We start from the raw sequence: 22,524 nt of genomic DNA, 5'->3' as shown, positions 1-22,524 counted from the left end.
GGCGGAACGTGCCCTGGACGGACCCGGTTCTCCTACCGGGGGCGGAGGGCGCCGGTCAGCGCCGGGCGGTGACCCGCTCGGTCGCCACCCGCCGCTCCTGCTGCGCCGGATCCGGGTTCACCACCTGCACCAGCGACGCCCCCGCGGCCAGCACCGCGAGGAAACCGTCGATGAGCTCGGCGGGTGTCTCCCACGGCGTGCTGGAGAGCACCCGGTCACCCTCGGCGAAGCCCTGCCTGCGCGCGGAGCCGCGCGCCTCGGCGAGCACCTCGGCCACGGTCAGCCCGTCCAGCGCGGTGCCGAGCCCGCCGGGCAGGAACTGGTCGCCGTGCACCCGGACGGAGGTCGCGAAATCGGTGATCCCCATCGGCAGGTCGCGCACCGGCGCGCCGAGCGCGTCCAGCGAGAGCGCGGCCACCTCGGGCACGCCGTCCGCCTCATCGATCCGCGCCGCCGTCACCAGCGCCAGGTCGGCGTCCGGATCCGGGCGCAGCACCACCTCGGCCCCGGCCCACCAGCAACCGAGCAGCACCGCCGCGGTCTGCCAGTGCGCGGGCAGCAGCACCGCGATCCGGGCGCCCGGCGCGAGGCCGAACTCGTCGCGAATCAGGTTGGCGGTCTTGGCCGCCCAGTTGGCCAACGTCAGCCCGGAGAGCTCGATCCTGGCGCCGGTGGCGTCGTCGTACCAGGTGACCCGCGGCGCGGCCGGCTCGCGGGCCAGCACCGGGTCGAGCAGGGCTTCGGTGAGCGTCAGGGCGTCTCGCATCAATTCACGCATTTCGGTCCGGTGTTCCCTGCGGCGATCGGAGGGGCGGGTGGGACGGGCGTCGCGGTGGCGGCCGCCGTCTCCGAGAAGTCGAAAACCCCGGCCGCGGACGAGCCGGGACCAGAATAGTCGCTCGCCAGCACCACGCCGACGGCACCGGGCAACACCGTCGCGTCGGCGCGCACCGGCAGCCCGCCGAGCGCCTCCGCCACCGCCGCGGCCTTCGGATCCTCCTCGTCCGCGGCGACCACCGCGCTGGCGAGCGCCGTCTCCCCGGTCCAGTTGCCGATCGTGCCCGGCCGGAACCCCTTGCCGGTCAGCGCCTCCGAGACCTGCCCGGCCAGCCCGGCCACGCCGGAGGAGTTGTAGACGTCGACCGTGACCGAGCCGGGGAGCACCGAGGGCTCGCCCGCGCCCTGCTCACCGACGAGCGAGGCCACGTACTTCTTCACCGCCTTGGGATCGACCTTGACCACGGCCTCGCCGTAGGCGGTGGTGCCGTTCAGGTCGGCCACCGGGATGGTCTCGAACTGCACCTGCCCGGCCGAGAGGTCGCGCAGCTGGCGCAGGAAGGCGAGCACGTCCCAGTCCTCGTCCAGCACCACGGTGCGGCCGACGGCATCGCTGAGCTGCTGCAGCCGCCCCGGGTTGCCGAGCGTGCCCGCGCTCAGCACCTGGCTCACCAGCTGCGCCATGAAGACCTGCTGCCGCACGATCCGATCCAGGTCGCCGCGCGGCAGGTCGTGCCGCTGCCGGACGAAGCTGAGCGCCTGCGGGCCGTTCAGCTTCTGCTGCCCCGCCGGGAACTCGGCGCCGGACATCCACTCGTCCACGGCGTTGGTCAGGCAGACGTCGACGCCGCCGACCGCATCGGTGAGCAGCACGAAGCCGAGCAGGCTCACCTCGGCGTAGTGGTCAACGCTGATGCCGGTGAGGTTCGCGACCGAGGAGATCAGCGCCTTGCGCCCGGCCTGGGTGGAGCGGTCCTCGGCGGCCTGCTCGGAGACGCCCTGGTTGAGCAGCTCCAGCCGCTCGGTCTCCTTGGTCGCGCCGTACGCGGAGTTGATCTTGCCCTTGCCGAAGTCGGGGATGTCGACGTAGGAATCGCGCGGGATCGAGATCGCGGTCGCCGAGCTGCCGTCGTTCGGCACCCGGATCAGCACGATGGTGTCGGTATTGGTGCCCACTTCGTCGCCGGCGTGCAGCATGGCGCGCTCGTCGTCGGAGAGCGGGTCGCCGTGCGCGTCGGTGCGGCTGTCCACGCCGACCAGCAGGATGTCGACCGCGCCGTCCCTGCCGCCGCCGAGCGAGAGGTTGTCGATCCGCTCGATATCCGAGACCAGGGCGTCGACGCCGTGCCAGCCGTATCCGGTCACCGCGAAGGTGGCGACCGCCACCAGCGCGACCAGCACCCGCGCCGGGCCGACGATGGCGGGCCGTGGCTTCTCGTCCAGCAGGGGCGCCTGCGCCACCGGCCTGCGCCGCCGCTCCGGCCGCGGCTTGCGCTCCGGCCGTGGCGTGCGCTCCGGCCGTGGCCGCCGCTCCGGCCACTGCCGCCGCTCGGAGCCGGCCCGTGGCGCGCGCTCCCGGGGTGCGCGCCGGTCGCGGCCCGGTTCCTGCTCGTCGTACCCGCGCTGCGGCACCTCTGCGTCCTCTCTGCGAATCGAGCGCAGTGCTCGTCCACCTGCAAGTCTCCCGCACGGCGGGCCCCTGCCGTTCTTCCGCCCGGGCCGGAGACCTCAGGCTAACGAACGGCAACCGGGACGCCGCCGAACCGCGCCCGCCCGGCGTGCCAGACTGGCGGCCGTGACCGACGCGACGGAAGCAGCCGCCACCGCCCGCACCCCCCTGATCGTGACCGGGGCGAACGGGCAGGTCGGCCGCGAGTTGCTCCGGCTCGCCCCGCACGCGCGCGGCTACCGCAGGCACGAGCTGGACATCCGGGATCCGGACGCGGTGCGGGCCGCGCTGGAGCCGGGTGCCACCGTGCTGAACTGCGCCGCCTACACCGCGGTGGACGCCGCCGAGACCGACGCCGCGGCCGCCTTCGCGGGCAACGGGACGGGACCGGAGGTGCTCGCCGCGGCCTGCGCCCTGGCTGGAGCGAGGCTGGTTCATCTCTCGACCGACTACGTCTTCTCTGGTACCCGCTCGGCGTCCGGCGACACCGTGCCCTACGACACCACCGACGCCCCCGGCCCGGTCACCGTCTACGGCCGCTCCAAGCTGGCCGGGGAGCAGGCCGTGCTGGCGAGCACCGCGCGGGCGCACGTGGTCCGCACCGCCTGGGTGTACTCGGTCGGCGGCGCCGACTTCGTGAGCACGATGCTCCGGCTGGAGCGCGAGCGCGACACCGTCGACGTCGTCGCCGACCAGGTCGGCAGCCCGACCTTCGCCGCCGACCTGGCCGCCGGGCTGCTCGAGCTGGTGGAGCGCCCGGAGGCGCCGCGGCTGCTGCACGCCACCAATGCCGGGCAGGCCAGCTGGTACGAGCTGGCCCGCGCGGTCTTCGCCGCCGTCGGCGCCGACCCGGAGCGGGTGCGGCCGGTCGACACCGCCGCCTTCCCCAGACCGGCACGGCGCCCGGCCTATTCGGTGCTGAGCAACCGCTCCTGGGCCGAGGCGCGCCTCACCCCGCTGCGGGAATGGCAGGTCGCGCTGCACGCGGCGCTCGCGCGGGCCGGGGCGGGCGCGGGCGCCGCGACCGGCGACTAGGCTGGGCCGCCGTGAGCGCAACCGAATCCGCTGCCCCCGGTGGGCTCGTGGTCGTCACGGTGACCTATTCACCGGGTGAGCACCTCGAGCACTTCATCACCACCCTCGCTACCGCGACCGAGGAGAAGCCCCAGGTCATCCTGGCCGACAACGGCTCCACCGACGGCGCACCCGAACTCGCCGCCGAGGCCAACTCGCACGTGCGGCTGCTCCGCACCGGCGGCAATATCGGCTACGGCGGCGCCATCAACATGGCCGTCGCCCAGATCGACCCGTCCGTCGAGTTCGTGGTGATCGCCAACCCGGACATCCGCTGGGGCACCGGCGCCATCGACGAGCTGCTCGCCGCCGCGCAGCGCTGGCCGCGCGCGGGCGCGCTCGGCCCGATGGTCCGCGAGCCGGACGGCAGTGTCTACCCCTCCGCGCGCCGGGTGCCCGGCCTCGCCGACGGCGCGGGCCACGCCGTCCTCGGCGCCGTCTGGCCGGGCAACCCCTGGACCCGCCGGTACCGCCGGGAGAACGAGGAGATCTCCGAGCGCACCGTCGGCTGGCTCTCCGGCTCCTGCCTGCTGGTCCGGCGCGCCGCCTTCGACAGCATCTCCGGCTTCGACTCCCGCTACTTCATGTACATGGAGGACGTCGACTTCGGCGACCGCATGGGCCAGGCCGGGTGGCACAACGTGTTCGTGCCGTCCGCCGAGGTCACGCATGCCAAGGGGCACGCGGCGGGCAGGCACCCCGAGCTCATGCTGCCCGCGCACCACGCCAGCGCCTACCGCTTCCAGGCGGACCGGCATCCGCACTGGTGGCAGCTGCCTTTGCGGCTCGCCCTTCGCGCCGGACTTGCGGTCCGCTCCCGGATTGCGGTTCGATCTGCGCTGCGCGCGCAAGGCCGCGAGCGCTAGGAACTCTCGACAGGGGAGCTGATGGCAGGCAACGAAGGTACCGACGCGGTCATCCTGGTCGGCGGAAAGGGCACCCGGCTGCGGCCGCTGACGCTCTCCGCGCCCAAGCCGATGCTGCCGACGGCCGGGTTGCCGTTCCTGACGCACCTGCTGGCCCGGATCAGGGCGGCGGGCATCACGCACGTGGTGCTCGGCACCTCGTTCAAGGCCGAGGTCTTCTCCGAGCACTTCGGCGACGGCTCCGAGCTGGGGCTGGAGATCGAGTACGTCTTTGAGAGCGAGCCGCTCGGCACCGGCGGCGGCATCAGGAACGTGCTGCCCAAGCTGCGCGCCGACACCGTCATGGTGTTCAACGGCGACGTGCTCGGCGGCACCGACCTGGGCGAGGTGCTCGACACGCACCACAGCACCGGCGCCGACGTCACGCTGCACCTGGTCCGGGTGAGCGACCCGCGCGCCTTCGGCTGCGTGCCCACCGACGCCGACGGGCGGGTGCAGGCGTTCCTGGAGAAGACCCAGGATCCGCCGACCGATCAGATCAATGCCGGGTGCTACGTCTTCCGGCGGGAGTACATCGAGAAGATCCCGGCCGGGCGGCCGGTCTCGGTGGAGCGCGAGGTCTTCCCCGCGCTGCTCGCCGAGGGGGCGCGGGTGCAGGGGCACGTCGACTCGTCCTACTGGCGGGACATGGGCACCCCGGAAGACTTCGTGCGCGGCAGTGCCGACCTCGTCCGCGGCATCGCGCCCTCGCCCGCGCTCCCCGGCCAGCGCGGGGAATCGCTGGTGCACCCCGGTGCCGGGGTCGCGCCGGGTGCGCTGCTCATCGGCGGTTCGGTGGTCGGCCGTGGCGCCGAGATCGGGGCCGGGGCCCGGCTGGACGGGGCGGTCGTCTTCGACGGCGCGGTCGTCGAGGCCGGGGCGACCGTCGAGCGCACCATCATCGGCTTCGGCGCCCGGATCGGCCCGCGGGCCCTGGTCCGCGACGGCGTGATCGGCGACGGCGCGCACGTCGGCGCCCGCTGCGAACTCCTTCGCGGTGCTCGCGTCTGGCCCGGCGTCGTGATCCCCGACGGCGGCATCCGGTTCAGCACCGACGTCTGACGGTCACGCCCTCCAGATGTAGCGGCTCTTGGGCCTGCCCGCGCGACCGTAGTCCGATTTTCGATCCACCAGCCCGTCGTCGGCCAGCTTCTCGAGGTAGCGCCACGCCGTGATCCGCGAGACACCGACCGTGGCGGCGGTCTCGGTGGCGGTGACGCCATCCGGCGCGGTGCGCACCGCCTCGGAGATCTCCCGGAGCGTGTGCGGCGCGAACCCCTTCGGGGTGGTCGCGCGCTGATCACTGGTGCGCAGGATGCCGAAGGCCCGATCGATCTCCTGCTGGGTGGCGGCCGACTGCCCCTCCGGCAGGGCCTGCCGGAACTCGCGGTAGCGCTCGAGCTTGTCCCGGAAGGCGGCGAAAGTGAACGGTTTCAACAGGTAGAGGACGACGCCGGAGGCCACGGCGGTGCGCACCATGGTGAGGTCGCGGGCCGAGGTGATGGCGATGACGTCGGGGCGCGGGGTGAGCCCGCCCATGGCGGTGGCGAGGTCGAGGCCGCTGGCATCGGGCAGCCCGATGTCCATCAGCACCAGGTCGATCGGCGCCTCGTTCGCCGACGCCTCCGCGACCGCCCGCATCCCCTCGCGCGCGGTGTGCGCGACCCGCACCGGCGTGAACCCGGCGAGCCGCTCGACGTAGGCGCGGTGCGCCTCGGCGATGAGCGGCTCGTCCTCGACGATCAGAACTCTGATCACTCCGGCTGGTCCTTTCGCGGAATCGTCACCACCACGGCGCTTTCGGGTACCCGGTCGGTTCGGATTGTGCCACCGTGCCGCGATACCACACGATGCACCAGGGCCAGACCGATGCCGTGGTGGTCGCTCTTGGTGGTGTACCCGCGCTCGGCGGCGCGCGCGAAGAGCTCCGCCGACATGCCGGGCCCGCTGTCCGCCACCCGGACCTCCAGTGCCTCGTCGTGCCGCCCGATCGTCACCTCCACCCACCGATCGGCGGAGTCGGCGGCCGCGTCGATGGCATTGTCCACCAGGTTGCCGACCAGCGTGATCACCTCGTGCGCGGAGAGCGGCCGCACCGTCTCCAGCGCGGTCTCGTCGCTCACCGTCAGCTCCACCGAGCGCTCCGCCGCCTGGTTCACCTTGCCGAGCAGCAGCGCGGCCAGCGCGGGATCGCCCACCGCCGTGAGCATCCGGTCCACCAGCGCCTGCGAGAGCTCAAGTTCGGCGGTGGCGAACTCCACCGCCTCTCGGTAGCGGCCCAGCTCCACCATGGTGACCACGGTGTGTAGCCGGTTCGCCGACTCGTGCGCCTGCGCGCGCAGCGACTCCGCGAAGTTGCGCACCGAGTCCAGCTCGCCGAGCACGGTGCGCAGCTCGGTGTGGTCGCGGATGGTCATCACGGTGCCGATCGGGCGGCCCTCCCAGGTCACCACGTCCTGGTTGACCAGCAGCACCCGGTCCTCGGTGATGTGCGTCTCGTCGCGCACCTCGCCATTTCCGGTGCGGCGCAGTGACACCGGGAGGTCGTCGCGGCGGATCGGCCCCGGCGGGAGGTCGAGCAGCCGCCGCGCCTCGTCGTTCACCACCTCGGCGCGGCCGTCGGAGTCGAAGACCACCAGCCCCTCGTGCACCGAGTGCAGCACCGCGTCGTGGTGCTCGTACATGGCCCGCAGCTCGGCCGGGGCGAGGCCGTGCGTCTGCCTGCGCAGCCTGCGCCCGATCAGGAAGGAGCCGCCCGCCGCGGTGGCGAGCCCGGCGATGGCGACGGCCAGGATCGAGCTGAGCTGCGCGCCCACCTCGTCGCCGATCCGCGCCCTGGTGACCCCGGCCGAGACCAGCGCGACCACGGTGTCGTCGTCGTAGACCGGGGTCACGGCGCGGATCGAGGGGCCGAGCGTCCCGGTGAAGGTCTCGGTGAAGGTCTGCCCGGCCAGCGCGCGGTCGATGGTGCCGGTGAATGCCTCGCCGATCCGCTCCGGGTCGGTGTGCGTGTAGCGGGTCCGGTCCGGCGCCATCACCACGATGAAGTCCATACCGGTCTCGCGCCGGATGCGCTCGGTGATCGGCTGCAGCAGCAGCGTCGGATTCTCCGAGCGCACCGCCTCGACCAGGCCCGGCGAGCGGGCCAGGCTCACCGCGACGTCGACCACCTCCTGCGCGGTGGCGGAGTCGCTGTCGTGTCTGGCGTCGACCACGGCGAGCACCGCGCCCGCCGCCACGATCAGCGCGACCACCGCGAGCTGCAGCACGAAGGCCTGACCGGCCAGGGAGAAGCCGGTTCTGTTCCCTTCGCGCCGATTCTTTCGTTGTTGTCCGCTGGAAAACCGCACCACTTGAACGTAATGCACCAAACAGTGACCCATGTCACTGGCGGGGAACATGCTGTGCACACGGGCGGCATCGGTCGTCACCGCGGGGGCAGCGACGAAAAGGAACATCGGCAATGAGCGAAACCACGCATCCGGCGGTCCCGGAGACGGACGGCCCACCGGCCCGCCGGGACCGCACGCACTGGCTCTACATCGCGGTCATCGTCGCGGTGCTCGGCGGCATCCTGGTCGGCTGGCTCGCGCCGGGCGCGGGCAAGGCGCTCGGCCCGCTCGGCACCATGTTCGTGAACCTGATCAAGATGATGATCGCGCCGGTCATCTTCTGCACCATCGTGCTCGGCATCGGCTCGGTGCGGAAGGCCGCGACCGTCGGCAAGGTCGGCGGGCTGGCTCTCGGCTACTTCCTGGCCATGTCCACGGTGGCGCTCGGCATCGGCCTCGTGGTCGGCAACCTGCTCGACCCGGGCAGCGGCATGAACCTGGGGCAGGACGCCGGAGCGGGCGCGCAGTACGCGGACCAGGCGCACGCGGGCGGCGGCACCGTCGAGTTCATCCAGGGCATCATCCCGGCCAGCCTGCTCTCCGCGCTCACCGGCGGCAGCGTGCTGCAGGCGCTCTTCGTGGCGTTGCTGGTCGGGTTCGCGGTGCAGGCCATGGGCAGCGCGGGGGAGCCGGTGCTGCGCGGGATCGGCGTCATCCAGAAGCTGGTGTTCCGTATCCTCTCGATGATCCTGTGGCTGGCCCCGATCGGCGCCTTCGGGGCCATCGCCAATGTGGTCGGCCGCACCGGGCTGGACGCCGTGCTGCAGCTCGCCACCCTGATGATCGCCTTCTACCTCACCTGCCTGGTCTTCGTCTTCGGCGTCCTCGGGATGCTGATGTGGAGCGTCTCCCGGGTCAACATCTTCAAGCTCTGCCGCTACCTGGCCCGCGAGTACCTGCTCATCGTGGCCACCTCGTCCTCGGAGTCGGCGCTGCCGCGGCTGATCGCCAAGCTGGACCACCTCGGGGTCGAGCGCACCACCGTCGGCGTGGTCGTGCCCACCGGCTACTCCTTCAACCTGGACGGCACCGCCATCTACCTGACCATGGCCTCGATCTTCATCGCCGACGCCATGGGCCGGCCGCTCAGCCTGGGCGAGCAGCTCGGGCTGCTGGTATTCATGATCGTCGCCTCCAAGGGCGCCGCCGGAGTGACCGGCGCTGGGCTGGCCACGCTGGCGGGCGGGTTGCAGAGCCACCGCCCCGACCTGCTGGACGGCGTCGGGCTGATCGTCGGCATCGACCGCTTCATGTCCGAGGCGCGGGCGCTCACCAACTTCTCCGGCAATGCCGTCGCCACCGTGCTCATCGGCACCTGGACCGGCACCATCGACAACGCCAGGGTGACCGAGGTGCTCGACCGCAAGATCCCGTTCGACGAGCGGACCATGCTGGACGAGGAGCACGGAGATCGCGCCGACCCGGTACCCGCCGAAAGGGAACTCGTCCGAGCCTGACCACACCGCCCGGGTTGGCGGCCGTCCCGTCTCCGAGCACTCGAAAGCGCAGAGCCGAAGGCTCGAGACTCGAGTGCTCGGAGACGGGACACAGGGGGCCGCCAACCCCGCCCGCGCCAGCGGGCCAACAAACACCGGTAGCGTTCGAGTATGGCGGATGTTGTTGTAGTCGGCTCCGGGCCCAACGGGCTCGCAGCCGCTGTGGTGCTGGCCAGGGCCGGGCTCGAGGTCGAGGTGTACGAGGCGTACGAGGCGGCGGGCGGCGGCTCCCGCACCGCCGAGCTGACGCTCCCCGGCTTCCACCACGACGTCTGCGCCGGCGCCCACCCCATGGCGCTCGCCGCCCCCTTCTTCGAAGCCTTCGACCTGGCCGCGCACGGCGTCGAGCTGCTCGCCCCCGAGGTCTCCTACGCGCATCCGCTGGACGGCGGCACCGCCGGGGTGGCCTGGCGCGACCTGGAGCGCACGGTGGACGGCCTCGGGGTCGACGGCCCGGCCTGGCGCCGCCTCTTCGCCCCGCTGGTCCGGCGCTGGCCGGAGGTGGTCGAGCTGGCCATGTCGGATATGCGCCACCTGCCCATCGCCAGGGCAACCACGATCCGCTTCGGGCTGCGCATGCTGGAGCAGGGCAGCCCGGCCTGGAATGTGCGCTTCCGGGAATCGGCCGCGCCCGCGCTGCTCACCGGTATTGCCACGCACGCCATCACCCCGCCGCGCAAGCTGCCCGCGGTCGGCGCCGGGCTGCTGCTCGGCACGCTGGCGCACGCCGGCGGCTGGGTGATTCCGCGCGGCGGCAGCCAGGCCATTCCGAACGCCATGATCGCCGAGCTGGAGCGGCTCGGCGGCCGGGTGATCACCGGCCACCGGGTGGACTCGCTGCGCGACTTCCCGGACGCGAAGGCGGTGCTGCTCGACACCGCACCCGCCGAGCTGCTCCGGATCGCCACCACCGAGCTGCCCGAGCGCTACGCCGCCACGCTGCGTCGCTTCCGCTACGGCGGCGCCGCCTGCAAGGTCGATTTCGCGCTCGCCGGGCCGGTGCCGTGGCAGGCCGATGGCTGCGACCGCGCGGGCACCCTGCACGTCGTCGGCACCAGGGCCGAGGCCATGGCCGCCGAGCAGGCGGTGGCGGCGGGCAGGCACGCCCCGCGCCCGTACGTGCTCGCCATCCAGCCCGGCGTGGTGGACGACACCCGCGCCCCCGCGGGCAAGCACACCTTCTACACCTACGCGCACGTGCCGCACGGCTCCAGCAGGGACGTCAGCGAGGACATCATCGCCCAGGTCGCCCGCTTCGCCCCCGGCTTCCGCGACCTCATCCTGGACAAGCACGTCTACACCGCCGCCCAGCTGCCCGCGCACAATGCCAACTACATCGGCGGCGATATCTCGGCGGGCGCGATGAATCTGTGGCAGACCGCCTTCCGGCCCGCGCCGCGCTGGAACCCGTACCGCACCCCGCTGCCCGGGGTGTACCTGTGCTCGTCCTCGACCCCGCCCGGCCCCGGCGTGCACGGGATGTCCGGCATGCACGCCGCGGGCCACGCCCTGCGCGAGCGGTTCGGCATCGATACCGACCCGCTCACGCTGCTCCGCGGTCAGGCGGGCGCGGGCGTCCGGTAGAGATCCGGCTCCAGGTAGATCACGGTGCGCCGCGCGCGGAGTTCACATCAGGCGAGCCCGGCCCGCTCTTCCGGGCGGACCGGGACCCGGAGTCCGGCGGTACTGCCGACGCAGGCGCAGAACACCTGGGCGGCGCCGTCCAGCGCCTGCGCGCGAATGTCGATGTCGGCGGCGGAGATCCAGGCCGCGCCGCCGCGCCCCAGGGTGATCGGCGCGCCGGTGTGGTCGTGCAGCCGCACCCGCCCCGCGGTGCAGAGCACGATGCCGGGCCCGGCGTGCGTGAGCGGCACGTGCGCGGCGCCCGCGGTGAGATCGAAGCGGCGCAGCGCGAATTCCGGCGCCGGGGTGCGGTAGCGCACCGAGCCGTCGCCCGCGGGCTCCGGCAGCACCACCGGCAGCGCGATCGGCTCGAAGTCGAGCACCCGCAGCAGCTCCGGGACGTCGACGTGCTTGGGGGTGAGGCCGCCGCGCAGCACATTGTCCGAGTTCGCCATGATCTCCACGGCCATCCCGCGCAGGTAGGCGTGTAGGTTCCCGGCCGCGAGGAAGAGCCCCTGGCCCGGCTGCAGCGTAATCCGGTTCAGCAGCAGCGCGGCCAGCACGCCGCCGTCGCCCGGGTAGGCCTCGGCCAGCTCCAGCGCGGTCTTGGCCTCGGCGGCGAACGGCCGCGGCCCGGCCTCGGAGAGGTAGCGCACGCAGCCGTCCAGCACGGCGGGCAGCAGCCCGGCGAGCGCGCCGGGCGGCAGCGTGATCCAGGTGGTGAAGAGCATGCGCAGCCCGGAGGCGTCCGGCTGTGCGGCGAGCAGCTCCGCGTAGTGCGCCAGCTCGCCGACGTCGAGCGCGCGCAGCAGCTCGACGGTGCGGGTCGGCTCGCGGAACCCGGCCAGCGCCTCGAACCGCTCCAGCGCGACCACCAGTTCCGGCTTGTGGTTCTCGTCCCGATAGTTGCGCAGCGGCGAGTCCAGCGCGACAGCGGCGGCGTTCTCCCTGGCGAAGCCTGCCCTGGCCTGCTCCAGGCTCGGGTGCGCCTGCAGCGAGAGCGGCTCCTCGGCGGCGAGCAGCTTGAGCAGGAACGGCAGCCTGCCGTCGAAGGGCGTTGCGGCCGAGCCGAGTTCGCGCGCCGGGTCGGCGGAGACCAGGTCGAGCAGGGAGCGGGTGGCCGCGCCGTCGAGCACGATGTGCGCCGGGTCGGCCGGGTGCGCGCCGAACCACAGCTCGGCCTCCGGATGGGCCGACGGCACCGGCCTGCCGCACAGCTCCGCGAGCGCGGTGCGCGACCCCCAGGCGTACGAGCGCAGCGCACCAACCAGTTCGTGCACTAGAAGCGTCCCCCGTCGTACCCGTCCGGTGCGGCGCCGGGGGCGGCGAGCAGCCCGAGGTAGGCCGCGGCCATCTCCAGCCGCAGCGCCAGCACCGCCAGCTGCTCCACCTCGCCGCCGCGGCCGGGCTCCGGCGCGGCGTCGGCGGGCGGGGTGGCGGGCGCGGCCGGGTCGGTGAGCCCGCTGTGCAGCAGATCCAGCTCGGCGGTCACCAGGTCGGCGTCGACCGGGCCTGCGCCGTCGCCGCCGAAGCGCGCGATCCGCCTGCCCGCCGCCGCCTGGTCGGCGTCCGCGCTGAGCACGAAGATGCGGACCCGCTCGATCGGGGCGGGGCCGTCCAGCTCCTCGTCGTGGAAGAGCGGGTCGAAGTCCGGCGCGGCGGTACCTGCCACCGCGAGCAGCCGGGGCTGCGCGGCCACCGCCTCGGCCAGGCTCACCGCCGCCGCGACCTGCCCGGCCGCCTGCAGCAGCACCTCGGCCGCGTGCCCGGCCAGCGCCGCCGTCGCGGGCGAGTCGCCGCTGAACACCACGCGGTGCTGCCGCATGCGGGCGGCGAGCGTCTTGGCCGGGTTGTGGAAGACCTCGTGCTCGGGGCCGTCGCGCAGCGCCTCGGCATCCAGGATGTCGGCCAGCTTGTCCAGGTCGGGCACGGCGACGCCTGCGCGGCCGGGATCGATGGCGGCCAGCACCGCGAGCCCGGCGGCGAAGTAGCGCAGCAGCCGGTTGTGGTCGAGTACCGGAACCCGCGGCTCCAGCAGCGCGGCCCTTCCCCCCGCCGCGGCGGCCAGCGGCCCCTCGATCGGCGCGGCGACCACCACCTCGGCGCCGCGCCGCTGGGCCCGGTCCACCGCCTCCAGCAGCCGCGGGTCGCCGGCGTCGTCCCCGGCGACCAGCACCACGTCCAGCGCGCCGACCCAGGCGGGCAGCGCGGCGACCGGGACGACCGGCAGCCCGGCCTGCGGCCCGAGCGCGGCGATGAGCAGTGCGGCGGCCCTGGCGGCCCGGCCGGAGCCGGTCACGATCACCAGGCTGCGGGCGCCCGCCCCCGGCAGTGTGGCCAGCGCCTGCTCGGTGACGGCCGCCGCGGTGGCACGCACCTGGGCGCCGCCGGATGCGGCGGAGCGCAGCAGACCGGCTCCGTCGGCGGCTGCGATCGACGCGGCATCGTCGAGGTCGAGCACCGGTGTTCCAGCGATCATCGGGCGTCCCACCTCCCCTCATCGCGGTGTGATCGGTCGGGCCGTACCCGCCGCCCCGGCGTCCACACCGAGGGCTCGGGCGAATGCGGTCTCTGTGATTCCACTATTCCAGTCAGGAGCGGACGATGCTCAGGATCTCGGTCACGAGTGCGTCTACTTCGGCTGCCGATCGGGCCTCGACGTTCAGCCGTAGCAGCGGTTCGGTATTCGACGCGCGCAGATTGAACCAGGCGTTGTCCGGCAGGTCGACGGTGACGCCGTCCAGCCGGTCCACCGCGCGGGCGCGATCGGCGAAGGCGTCGAGCACGGCCGCGGTGCGCTCGGCGGCGTCGGAGACCGTGGAGTTGATCTCGCCGGAGGCGGCGTAATTCGTGTACGCCGCCATCAGCTCGGAGACCGGGCGCTGCTGCTCGCCGAGCGCGGCCAGCACGTGCAGCGCGGCCAGCATGCCGGAGTCGGCGCCCCAGAAGTCACGGAAGTAGTAGTGCGCGGAGTGCTCGCCGCCGAAGACCGCGCCGGTCTCGGCCATCTGCTGCTTGATGAAGGAGTGCCCGACCCTGGTGCGCACCGGGGCTCCGCCGAGCTCGGCGACGAGCTCGGGCACGGTCCGCGAGGTGATCAGGTTGTGGATGATGGTGGCGCCCGGCTCCTTGGCCAGCTCCCGCTCGGCCACCAGCGCGGTGATCGCGGACGGCGAGACCGGGTCGCCCTTCTCGTCGACCACGAAGCAGCGGTCGGCGTCGCCGTCGAAGGCGAGCCCGATGTCGGCGCCGCTGCGCCGCACCAGCTCCTGCAGGTCCACCAGGTTGGCCGGGTCGAGCGGGTTGGCCTCGTGGTTCGGGAAGGTGCCGTCCAGCTCGAAGTAGAGCGGGACGATGCTCAGCTGCCGCAGCCCGCCGAGTACCTCAGGCACGGTGTGCCCGCCCATGCCGTTGCCCGCGTCCACCGCGACGGTGAGCGGCCGCGAGCCGTCCAGGTCGACCAGGCCGCGCAGGAACTTGGCGTAGTCGGAGAGCAGATCGGTGCGGACGGCGTCGCCCGGCGCGCCCTCGTACGCGGGCACCCCCGCGACCACCTCGGCCGCGATGGTGGCGAGCCCGGTGTCCTGCCCGACCGGCTTCGCACCCGCCCGGCACAGCTTGATGCCGTTGTAGCGGGCCGGGTTGTGGCTGGCGGTGAACATGGCGCCCGGACAGTCGAGGTCGCCGCTGGCGAAGTAGAGCTGGTCGGTGGAGGCCAGCCCGATGTGCACCACGTCGAGGCCCTGCGCCCGCACGCCGTCGGCGAAGGCATCGGCCAGCTCCGGCGACGAGGCCCGCATGTCGTGCCCGATGACGACCCGGTTCGCCCGCTCGCCGCGCATCAGCCGGGCGAACGAGGCGCCGACCTCGCGCACGAACGCGGCATCGATCTGTTCGCCGACGACACCGCGGACGTCGTAGGCCTTGATCACCGCGTGCACGGCGTCGGCGGAGCGGGGCACTGTCATGGGGAACACCCTAGTAGGCGGGGGCGCACGGGCTCGACGGCTCCCCCGGTGGCCGCGGCGCGGCGGCGGCGGTCAGTTCGGGGGGTCGGGAAGCACCCGGAGGTGCCCGCGGCGACCGGTGCGCCCCGGACGCGGCGGCGCGGGCGTGTGCTCGCGGTACCCGCGCTGCTCGTGCTCCGGCGGCCTGCGGCGCAGCCCGGCCTCCCGGACCGCCTCCGCCAGCGCGGTCAGATCGTCGTCGTCCGGGGTGCTGAAGCCGCCCTCGTGCCGGACCATGTCCCAGCCCTTGGGGGCGGTGATCCGGGAGGCGTGCGTTTCACAGAGATCCCAGGAGTGCGGCTCCGCCACCACGGCCAACGGCCCGACCACGGCGGTCGAGTCCGAGTAGACGAACGTCAGCGTCGCGACGGCTGGATTCTTGCAGCCGGGCCGGACGCAGCGACGCATGGGGATCACGAATGTGAGAGTAACCCCGTCGGCCCCGTCATGTGGACAGACACGCCTGGGGAATTCGTCGCACCGGCAGCGGAAAGGCATACCACGGACTACTCCTCCTCGTCGTCCGCCGGATCGATGACATCGGGGTCGACCCCGAGATAGGTGGCGATCTGCTGGACGAGCACCTCGCGCAGCAGATCCACCAGGTCGTCCGGATCGCCCGCCCGCAACTCCAGCGGTTTCCGGAAGAGCACCACCCGTGCCCTGGTCGCGGTGCCGTGCCGATCGATGCCCGCGGGCACCAGCCGGGAGAGCGGAACCGGGCCGTCCGCCACCACCTCGTCCGGCCAGGTGACCGAGTCCGGGTGCAGCGGGCGGATCTTCGGGACATCGTCGACGGCGATGTCGAGTTTGGTCAATCGGTCGTGCCACTTCGAGTCGAGCGGCGCGAAAGCCTCGAGCACGAGCCGGTCGAACTTCTGCCCCCTGGTGCGCCACGCGGGCACGCTCGGGGGGAGCACCGGACCGCGCAGACCGCGGCCGCGGCGGATCACCGACCTCGCGGTCGGCGGGCGGCGGTGACGGGAACGGGCCATGGCTCGAACCTAGCCGCTCCGCCCGATGTCGTGGCTATCGCATGGCACGGCCGCTCGCGCCGGACCCGGACGCTCGCGCGCCGGGCCGGCGTGAGCGGATCAGACGATGCCGCGCTTGAGCCGGCGCCGCTCCCGCTCGGAGAGCCCGCCCCAGATGCCGAAGCGCTCGTCGTGCGCCAGGGCGTACTCCAGGCACTCGTCGCGCACCTCGCAGCCCAGGCAGATCCGTTTCGCCTCGCGGGTCGAGCCGCCCTTCTCGGGGAAGAACGCCTCCGGATCGGTCTGGGCGCAGAGCGCCCGCTCCTGCCACTGCTCCTCGATCGAGTCGAACATCTCGTCGAAGCCGGTGATGATCAGGCTCAACCGGGGTGCCTCGGCACCGCCCTCGTCCTGGCCACGACCGGTGTCTTCGCAGACGCCACGAGCTGCGCCTGCTGTGGAATCGGTTTGCGATACGCCGTCCGGTATGCCCGAAGGGTCCAGCTCAATGGCCATCGCTCCGCCTCCTCACTGTGTGTTAGCGCAGAAAGATTCTTTCCGTCGGACCGATGCGCCCACCGACGGCCCTACCCCGCGACGTAGTCCCGCGGACATCCCCGAACGTGCCGTTCCGATGCGAACAGGTGTTCGAAAACTTGTTCGCGCCTTGATCTCTCGCGCGAACCCGGAATGACATGCTTGTGATTAGACACGCCGGTGCCAGCGGTGGTCAAGCCGATGAAGCTATTCCGTTACTATCCGGCACCGCATTACGCGGCGGGGTCCAGCGGGGGAATAGCAAATGAGCAGCAAATATACCGCCGAGAGTACTCCATCGCGCCAGGGCCTAGGCTCTGCGGATGTGAGTGGACAACGAGCGGATGCCGCGCCCGGCGCGGAGCGGCGGATCGCGGTGCTGGTCGGCGGAGTCGGTGGCGCGCGCTTCCTACAGGGCGTCCGAGAATTGCTGCCCGATGCCGAGATCTCGGCGATCGTGAATGTCGGCGACGATGTCTGGATGCACGGCCTCCGCATCTGCCCCGACCTGGATACCTGCATGTACACGCTGGGCGGCGGGATCGATACGGAGCGCGGCTGGGGCCGGGTCGGCGAGACCTGGCACGCGAAGGAGGAGCTGGCGGCTTATCGGGCGCAGCCGGACTGGTTCGGGCTCGGTGATCGAGATATCGCCACCCACCTGATTCGCAGTGAAATGTTGCGCGCCGGGTATCCGCTGTCGGCGGTCACCGAAGCGCTCTGCAATCGGTGGCAACCGGGGGTGAAACTTCTCCCGGCAACCGATGATCGCTGTGAAACCCACGTCGTTGTGGACGACGCGGACAACCCTGGCGAACGTCGCGCGATCCATTTCCAGGAGTGGTGGGTTCGCTATCGCGCGAACATCCGAACCCATGGATTCGCCACAATCGGCGCCGATGAAGCGAAACCTGGCCCAAATGTGATCGAAGTCATAGAAGGTGCCGATGCGGTATTACTGGCCCCCTCGAACCCCGTGGTGAGCGTCGGCTCCATCCTCGCAGTTCCCGGCATTCGCGGCGCGCTGCGCACCACCGCGGCGCCGGTGATCGGGCTCTCGCCGGTCGTCGGCGGAAAACCGCTGCGCGGCATGGCCGACGAGTGTCTCTCGGTGATCGGGGTGGAGACCACCGCCGAGGCCGTCGGCAGGCACTACGGCGCGCGCTCCGGCACCGGCATCCTGGATGGCTGGCTCATCCACAGCACCGACTCCGCCGAGGTCGACGGCGTCGAGGTGCGCAGCGTCCCGCTGCTCATGACCGATCCCGCCGCAACGGCGGAAATGGTCAAGGAGGCACTGGATCTGGCGGGGGTGAAGCCGTGACGCTCGAACCGGAGCACGCACCCGGCGCGCCCCGGGATGCCACGGCGGCGGAGCCGACGGCCGTCGCCGGTGCGACCGAGAACCGCACTGTGGAGGCGCCGCTCGCCGATCACGCGGCGGGCGAGTTGCGCATCCTGCCGGTCACCCGACTGCCCGAGTTCCGGCCCGGCGACGACCTCGCCGCGCACCTGGCCGAGCGCGCCCCCTGGCTCGCCGACGGCGACATCCTCGTGGTCACCAGCAAGATCGTCGCGAAGGCCGAGGGCCGGATCGCGCACGCGCCCAGCGATCCCGACGAGCGCGATGCCGCGCGCCGCGCGCTGGTGGCGCAGGAGGCCGTGCGCGTGCTCGCCCGCAAGGGCCGCACGCTGATCACCGAGAACAAGCTCGGCATCGTGCAGGCCGCCTCCGGCGTCGACGGCTCCAATGTGGAGCGGAACGAGCTGGTGCTGCTCCCCGCCGACCCGGACGGCAGCGCCGCCGCGCTGCGCCGCGCGCTGGCCGAGCGGCTCGGCGTCCGAGTGGCGGTGGTGATCACCGACACCATGGGCCGGGCCTGGCGCAACGGCCAGACCGACGCCGCCATCGGCGCCAGCGGCCTGCGCGTGCTGCACGACTACAACGGCGCGGTCGACGGCCAGGGCAACGAGCTCCAGGTGACCCTGGTCGCCGTCGCCGACGAACTCGCCGCCGCCGCCGACCTGGTGAAGGGCAAGCTCGGCGGCGTCCCGGTGGCTGTGGTCCGTGGGCTCCCGCTCGCCGACGACGGCTCCACCGCCGCCGATCTCATCCGCCGCGGCGACGAGGACCTCTTCTGGCTCGGCACCGCCGAGGCGATCGAGAAGGGGCGCAGGGAGGCCGTGCTGCTGCGCCGCTCGGTGCGCCGCTTCACCGCCGAGCCGGTCGAGCCGGAGCGGGTGCGCGCCGCCATCGGGGTCGCGCTCACCGCGCCCGCCCCGCACCACACCCGGCCGGTGCGCTTCGTCTGGGTGCGCACCCCCGAGCTGCGCGAGCGGCTGCTCACCGAGCTGGCCGCCGCCTGGCGCGCCGACCTGACCGGCGACGGCCTCGACCCGGAGCGCGTCGAGCGTCGGATCGCCAGGGGCCGCATCCTCTTCGACGCCCCCGAGGTGGTGATCCCGTTCTGCGTGCCCGACGGCGCGCACGACTACCCCGACGTCACCCGCCGTGCCGCCGAGGACACCATGTTCACCGTCGCGGTCGGCGCGGCGGTGCAGGGGCTGCTGGTCGCGCTGGCCGCCGAGGGGCTCGGCAGCTGCTGGATCGGCTCGACCATCTTCGCCCCCGCCGCCACCCGCGCCGTGCTCGGCCTGCCCGCGGAGTGGAAGCCGTTGGGCGCCATCGCCATCGGGCATTCCGAGGAGGAGCTCACCGCGCGCTCCCCGCGTGCCGCCGGCGACGGCCTGATCGAGCTGTGAGCGCGGAATCGCTGCACGCCTCCGCCACCGCGCTGCTCACCGAGTGGGCGCCGGCCGAGCCGGGCGAGCGCTCGCTGCGCGAGGCCATGCTCGCCTTCCTCGGCTCGGCGCCGCTGGGGTGCCTGCGTGCGCACGCGCCCGGTCACGTGACGGCATCCGCGGTGGTCTTCTCGCACGACGGCCGCGAGGTGCTGCTCACCCTGCACCCCCGGGTCGGGCGCTGGATCCAGCTCGGCGGGCACTGCGAGGAGCCGGACGCGACCGTCGCCGACGCCGCGCTGCGCGAGGCCGTCGAGGAGTCCGGGATTCCCGACCTCGTCCTGGAGCCCGGGCTCTACGGCGCCCAGGCGCACCCCATCACCTGCTCGCTCGGGCAGCCGACCCGCCACCTCGACCTGCTATTCCGGGTCACCGCACCGCCCGGCGCGGTCCCGGTGCGCAGCGACGAATCGGCCGACCTGCGCTGGTGGGCGATCGACGCGTTGCCGCCGGACGCGGACATCCTGCTGCGTTGAGTTTACAAATTTCCAGATTTGTATAGTTTCAAGACACGATTGGCGGTATCGTCAACTCAACGTGGTAACGCACGTCACACCGTGCATCCGGGATGGGAGCCGACGATGTCCACCGAAGCCGAACCCTCGTCCATCGAGGCGCCCGCCTGGCGCGACACCAAGCGCCTCTACTGGCTCTGGGGTCTGTTCGCCCCGGCCGGGCTGTTCCTCATCGGGCTGCCGACGATCTCCCTGTTCAACCGGCTCGGCTGGGACGGCGCCGCACACGTGCCGTTCTGGCTCGGGCCGATCCTGATCTACCTGGTGATCCCGATCGCGGACGTCTTCATCGGCCCGGACGGCGACAATCCGCCGGACGAGGTCATGGAGTACCTGGAGAACGACCGGTACTACCGCTACCTCACCTACCTCTACCTGCCGCTCCAGTACGCCTCGCTGATCCTGGCCTGCTACCTGATCACCGCCGACAACCTCTCCTGGCTGCACATCGACGGCGGGCTGTGGACGGTGGACCGGATCGGGCTGGCGATCACCATCGGCATCATCGGCGGCGTCGGGATCAATACCGCGCACGAGCTCGGGCACAAGAAGGTGGAGCTGGAGCGCTGGCTCTCCCGGATCGCGCTGGCCCAGTCCGGCTACGGCCACTTCTACATCGAGCACAACAGGGGCCACCACGTGCGGGTCGCCACACCGGAGGACCCGGCCAGCTCCCGGCTCGGCGAGAGCTTCTACCGCTTCTGGCCGCGCACCGTGTGGGGCGGGCTCACCTCGTCCTGGCGGCTGGAGAGGGCGCGGCTGGAGCGGACGGGCTCGGGGCCGTGGTCGATCCACAACGAGGTGCTGAGCGCCTGGGCCATGACGGTGCTGCTCTTCGGCGCGCTCTGCGCCATCTTCGGGCTCGACCTGCTGCCCTACCTGCTGCTCCAGGCCGTGGTCGGGTTCAGCCTGCTGGAGGCGGTGAACTACCTCGAACACTACGGCCTGCTCCGGCAGCGCACCCCGAGCGGCCGGTACGAGCGCGCCGCGCCGACGCACAGCTGGAACAGCGACCACCTGGTCACCAATATCTTCCTGTACCACCTGCAGCGGCACAGCGACCACCACGCCTACCCGACCCGCCGCTACCAGACCCTGCGCAGCTGGGACGGCGCGCCCAACCTGCCCGCCGGGTACGCGACGATGATCCTGCTCGCGTACGTCCCGCCGCTCTGGCGCAGGGTGATGGACCCGAAGGTGCTCGCGCACTACGACGGCGACGTCACCAGGGTCAATATCCTGCCGGCGCGGCGGGAGCAGGTGCTCGCCCGCTACGGCGCCGGCTCGTGAGCGCCTTCCGCTGCCCCGTCTGCGCGTACGTCTACGACGAGGCGAAAGGCGAACCGCACGAGGGCTTTCCGGCCGGCACGGCGTGGTCGGCGGTGCCGGACGACTGGTGCTGCCCGGACTGCGGGGTACGCGAGAAGATCGACTTCGAGGAGGCTCCGGCATGACCGACTACAAGCTCTACCAGTGCGTCCAGTGCGGTTTCGAGTACGACGAGGCGAAGGGCTGGCCGGACGACGGCATCGCGCCCGGCACCCGCTGGGACGACATCCCCGACGACTGGAGCTGCCCGGACTGCGGCGCCGCCAAAGCCGACTTCTTCATGGTCGAGATCGAGCGGTCGTGACATTTTGACTGCGGCGCACGCCCGTGCCACTGTCGCGGGTATGCCGCGCACCGGATCCAGGCCTTCGTATCAGGAGGCCGCGCGGGAACTGCTGCGCACCTCGGTGCTCGACGCGGTGCGCGCGCTGCTCACCGAGCGCGACTGGTCCAAGATCACCCTCGGTGACGTCGCGACCAGCGCCGGGGTGAGCAGGCAGACGCTCTACAACGAGTTCGGCTCGCGCACCGGCCTGGCCCAGGCCTACGCGCTGCGCCTCGCCGACGACCTGGTCGACCACGTCGCGGCGGCCATCGCCGCGCACGTCGGCGACGCCCGCGCCGCCATTCACGACGGCATCGCCAACTTCCTGGTCGACGCCGCCGCCGACCCGCTGGTCCGCTCCCTGGTGGCGGGCGAGGTCAAGCTGGACCTGCTCCGCCTCATCACGCTGGACGCCGGGCCGCTGCTCGAACACGCGGGGGAGCGGCTCGCCGCCGCCTTCCAGCACAGCTGGGTCGCGGCATCGGCCGCCGAATCCGAGGTGCTCGCGCACGCCATGGTGCGGCTGGCCATGAGCTACATCCCCACCCCGCCCACGCCCGACCGCGACACCCCCGCCGAGCTCAGCCTGCTGCTCGGCCCGTACGTGGAGGCCATCCTCGCGGCCCGCGCCCCCTCCTGACGAGTTGTCCACAGGCGCCACGAACGCCCTCGCCCCCGCTTTGTAGAGGCGGTAGCCTCGTACGTGAGATCCATTGGGGGAACTCGACAAATACCGACCGCTGTCATTGTGCTTGTGGCCACGTTTTGGTCTGTAAGGGGGGTGTAACGCGCACGTGATCTGGAACTATTCCTATGACGCAGAAAGTACGGCTTTACGTAGCGGAGCAAAGGTGCAAAGGGCAGACTCATCGCCAGACTCGAAACGCCACCTGTGGGTTCTGGGGTTGATCGCTCCGGCCTCGGCGTTGCTGCCGTCTCAGTTGGTGTTGTGGACGGGGTGGGTGGTGTTCTGGTGGGTGGGGCCGTTGATCGTGTTGGTGGCGATTCCGGTGTTGGATTGGGTGGTGGGGGAGGACGGGTCCAATCCGCGGGATGAGGATTACGAGCGGCTCTCTGCTGATCGGTATTACCGGTGGTG

22 protein-coding genes and 1 pseudogene are annotated in these 22,524 nt (G+C 72.2%); 13 read left to right on the top strand and 10 right to left on the bottom strand.

What is annotated here, in order from left to right:
• Nucleotides 1-55 precede the first annotated feature (55 nt).
• Both NH2_RS11680 and NH2_RS11675 read right to left on the bottom strand, forming a co-directional pair.
• A complete protein-coding gene (locus NH2_RS11680) occupies nucleotides 56-766 on the bottom strand; it encodes a TIGR03089 family protein (RefSeq protein WP_067652655.1) in 711 nt (236 codons plus the stop codon).
• Nucleotides 766-2,238, bottom strand: coding sequence for an LCP family protein (locus NH2_RS11675; RefSeq protein ID WP_245650561.1), 1,473 nt, complete (start codon nucleotides 2,236-2,238; stop codon nucleotides 766-768). The genes NH2_RS11680 and NH2_RS11675 overlap by 1 nt, the downstream gene beginning before the upstream one ends.
• A 334-nt stretch (nucleotides 2,239-2,572) precedes the next feature.
• Here NH2_RS11675 and rfbD point away from each other — a divergent pair, with 334 nt between their 5' ends.
• From rfbD to manB, 3 genes are read left to right on the top strand one after another with little or no spacing between them, the layout of a single operon-like run.
• Nucleotides 2,573-3,481: a dTDP-4-dehydrorhamnose reductase gene (gene rfbD / locus NH2_RS11670; protein WP_067652653.1), complete on the top strand. Its 909-nt coding sequence runs from the start codon at nucleotides 2,573-2,575 to the stop codon at nucleotides 3,479-3,481.
• Between the two features lie 11 nt (nucleotides 3,482-3,492).
• On the top strand, nucleotides 3,493-4,386 hold the full coding sequence (locus NH2_RS11665) for a glycosyltransferase family 2 protein (RefSeq protein ID WP_067652651.1): 894 nt from the start codon (nucleotides 3,493-3,495) through the stop codon (nucleotides 4,384-4,386).
• Nucleotides 4,387-4,407: 21 nt separating this feature from the next.
• Nucleotides 4,408-5,487, top strand: coding sequence for a mannose-1-phosphate guanylyltransferase (manB, locus tag NH2_RS11660; protein WP_067652648.1), 1,080 nt, complete (start codon nucleotides 4,408-4,410; stop codon nucleotides 5,485-5,487).
• 3 nt (nucleotides 5,488-5,490) lie between these two features.
• Here the strand turns inward: manB and NH2_RS11655 are convergent, their stop codons facing one another.
• Nucleotides 5,491-6,183, bottom strand: coding sequence for a response regulator (locus NH2_RS11655; RefSeq protein ID WP_067652646.1), 693 nt, complete (start codon nucleotides 6,181-6,183; stop codon nucleotides 5,491-5,493).
• Complete coding sequence (locus NH2_RS11650; RefSeq protein WP_084505528.1) at nucleotides 6,180-7,808, bottom strand: sensor histidine kinase; 1,629 nt, start codon at nucleotides 7,806-7,808, stop codon at nucleotides 6,180-6,182. Before NH2_RS11650 ends, NH2_RS11655 begins: the two co-directional genes overlap by 4 nt.
• A gap of 80 nt (nucleotides 7,809-7,888) precedes the next feature.
• On the opposite strand from NH2_RS11650, the gene NH2_RS11645 reads away from it, so the two are divergent.
• Together NH2_RS11645 and NH2_RS11640 are read left to right on the top strand one after the other, a co-directional pair.
• Nucleotides 7,889-9,274: a cation:dicarboxylate symporter family transporter gene (locus tag NH2_RS11645; RefSeq protein ID WP_067652643.1), complete on the top strand. Its 1,386-nt coding sequence runs from the start codon at nucleotides 7,889-7,891 to the stop codon at nucleotides 9,272-9,274.
• Between the two features lie 150 nt (nucleotides 9,275-9,424).
• Nucleotides 9,425-10,897 (top strand): phytoene desaturase family protein, encoded by a 1,473-nt coding sequence (locus tag NH2_RS11640; RefSeq protein WP_067652641.1) that lies wholly within the window; start codon nucleotides 9,425-9,427, stop codon nucleotides 10,895-10,897.
• Nucleotides 10,898-10,944: 47 nt separating this feature from the next.
• Here the strand turns inward: NH2_RS11640 and manA are convergent, their stop codons facing one another.
• The 6 genes from manA to NH2_RS28700 form a co-directional block, all read right to left on the bottom strand.
• On the bottom strand, nucleotides 10,945-12,216 hold the full coding sequence (gene manA / locus NH2_RS11635) for a mannose-6-phosphate isomerase, class I (RefSeq protein ID WP_067652639.1): 1,272 nt from the start codon (nucleotides 12,214-12,216) through the stop codon (nucleotides 10,945-10,947).
• Nucleotides 12,216-13,415: a tobH protein gene (locus NH2_RS11630; RefSeq protein ID WP_067652637.1), complete on the bottom strand. Its 1,200-nt coding sequence runs from the start codon at nucleotides 13,413-13,415 to the stop codon at nucleotides 12,216-12,218. Before NH2_RS11630 ends, manA begins: the two co-directional genes overlap by 1 nt.
• Before the next feature lie 112 nt (nucleotides 13,416-13,527).
• A complete protein-coding gene (locus NH2_RS11625) occupies nucleotides 13,528-14,904 on the bottom strand; it encodes a phosphomannomutase/phosphoglucomutase (RefSeq protein WP_084505464.1) in 1,377 nt (458 codons plus the stop codon).
• A gap of 72 nt (nucleotides 14,905-14,976) precedes the next feature.
• Nucleotides 14,977-15,351, bottom strand: coding sequence for a DUF3499 domain-containing protein (locus NH2_RS11620; protein WP_067652635.1), 375 nt, complete (start codon nucleotides 15,349-15,351; stop codon nucleotides 14,977-14,979).
• Nucleotides 15,352-15,449: 98 nt separating this feature from the next.
• On the bottom strand, nucleotides 15,450-15,938 hold the full coding sequence (locus tag NH2_RS11615) for a metallopeptidase family protein (RefSeq protein ID WP_067652633.1): 489 nt from the start codon (nucleotides 15,936-15,938) through the stop codon (nucleotides 15,450-15,452).
• A gap of 99 nt (nucleotides 15,939-16,037) precedes the next feature.
• A complete protein-coding gene (locus tag NH2_RS28700) occupies nucleotides 16,038-16,271 on the bottom strand; it encodes a WhiB family transcriptional regulator (protein ID WP_157103768.1) in 234 nt (77 codons plus the stop codon).
• A gap of 448 nt (nucleotides 16,272-16,719) precedes the next feature.
• Between NH2_RS28700 and cofD the strand changes: the two genes are divergently transcribed.
• The 8 genes and pseudogenes from cofD to NH2_RS29495 form a co-directional block, all read left to right on the top strand.
• Complete coding sequence (cofD, locus tag NH2_RS11605) at nucleotides 16,720-17,778, top strand: 2-phospho-L-lactate transferase (protein WP_084505462.1); 1,059 nt, start codon at nucleotides 16,720-16,722, stop codon at nucleotides 17,776-17,778.
• 89 nt (nucleotides 17,779-17,867) lie between these two features.
• Nucleotides 17,868-19,217 (top strand): coenzyme F420-0:L-glutamate ligase, encoded by a 1,350-nt coding sequence (locus NH2_RS11600; protein ID WP_067653482.1) that lies wholly within the window; start codon nucleotides 17,868-17,870, stop codon nucleotides 19,215-19,217.
• Nucleotides 19,214-19,732, top strand: a complete 519-nt coding sequence (locus NH2_RS11595) for an NUDIX hydrolase (RefSeq protein ID WP_067652632.1) — start codon at nucleotides 19,214-19,216, stop codon at nucleotides 19,730-19,732. The genes NH2_RS11600 and NH2_RS11595 overlap by 4 nt, the downstream gene beginning before the upstream one ends.
• Nucleotides 19,733-19,837: 105 nt before the next feature.
• On the top strand, nucleotides 19,838-21,061 hold the full coding sequence (locus NH2_RS11590) for an alkane 1-monooxygenase (RefSeq protein ID WP_067652631.1): 1,224 nt from the start codon (nucleotides 19,838-19,840) through the stop codon (nucleotides 21,059-21,061).
• Entirely contained in the window at nucleotides 21,058-21,225 is a 168-nt protein-coding gene (locus NH2_RS11585) for a rubredoxin (RefSeq protein WP_067652628.1), read from the top strand. The genes NH2_RS11590 and NH2_RS11585 overlap by 4 nt, the downstream gene beginning before the upstream one ends.
• The gene (locus tag NH2_RS11580) at nucleotides 21,222-21,404 is read left to right on the top strand and encodes a rubredoxin (RefSeq protein ID WP_067652626.1); all 183 of its coding nucleotides are present in this window, start codon (nucleotides 21,222-21,224) and stop codon (nucleotides 21,402-21,404) included. The genes NH2_RS11585 and NH2_RS11580 overlap by 4 nt, the downstream gene beginning before the upstream one ends.
• Nucleotides 21,405-21,444: 40 nt before the next feature.
• The gene (locus NH2_RS11575; RefSeq protein ID WP_067652624.1) at nucleotides 21,445-22,065 is read left to right on the top strand and encodes a TetR/AcrR family transcriptional regulator; all 621 of its coding nucleotides are present in this window, start codon (nucleotides 21,445-21,447) and stop codon (nucleotides 22,063-22,065) included.
• A gap of 154 nt (nucleotides 22,066-22,219) precedes the next feature.
• Nucleotides 22,220-22,524 (top strand): annotated as a pseudogene (locus NH2_RS29495) (hypothetical protein); the annotation flags it as partial.

The sequence above is a fragment of the Nocardia harenae NBRC 108248 genome, assembly GCF_001612885.1.
Taxonomy (GTDB): domain Bacteria; phylum Actinomycetota; class Actinomycetes; order Mycobacteriales; family Mycobacteriaceae; genus Nocardia; species Nocardia harenae.
Note: the sequence above shows the minus strand (reverse complement) of the source record. Positions and strands in the feature narration are given on the sequence as shown.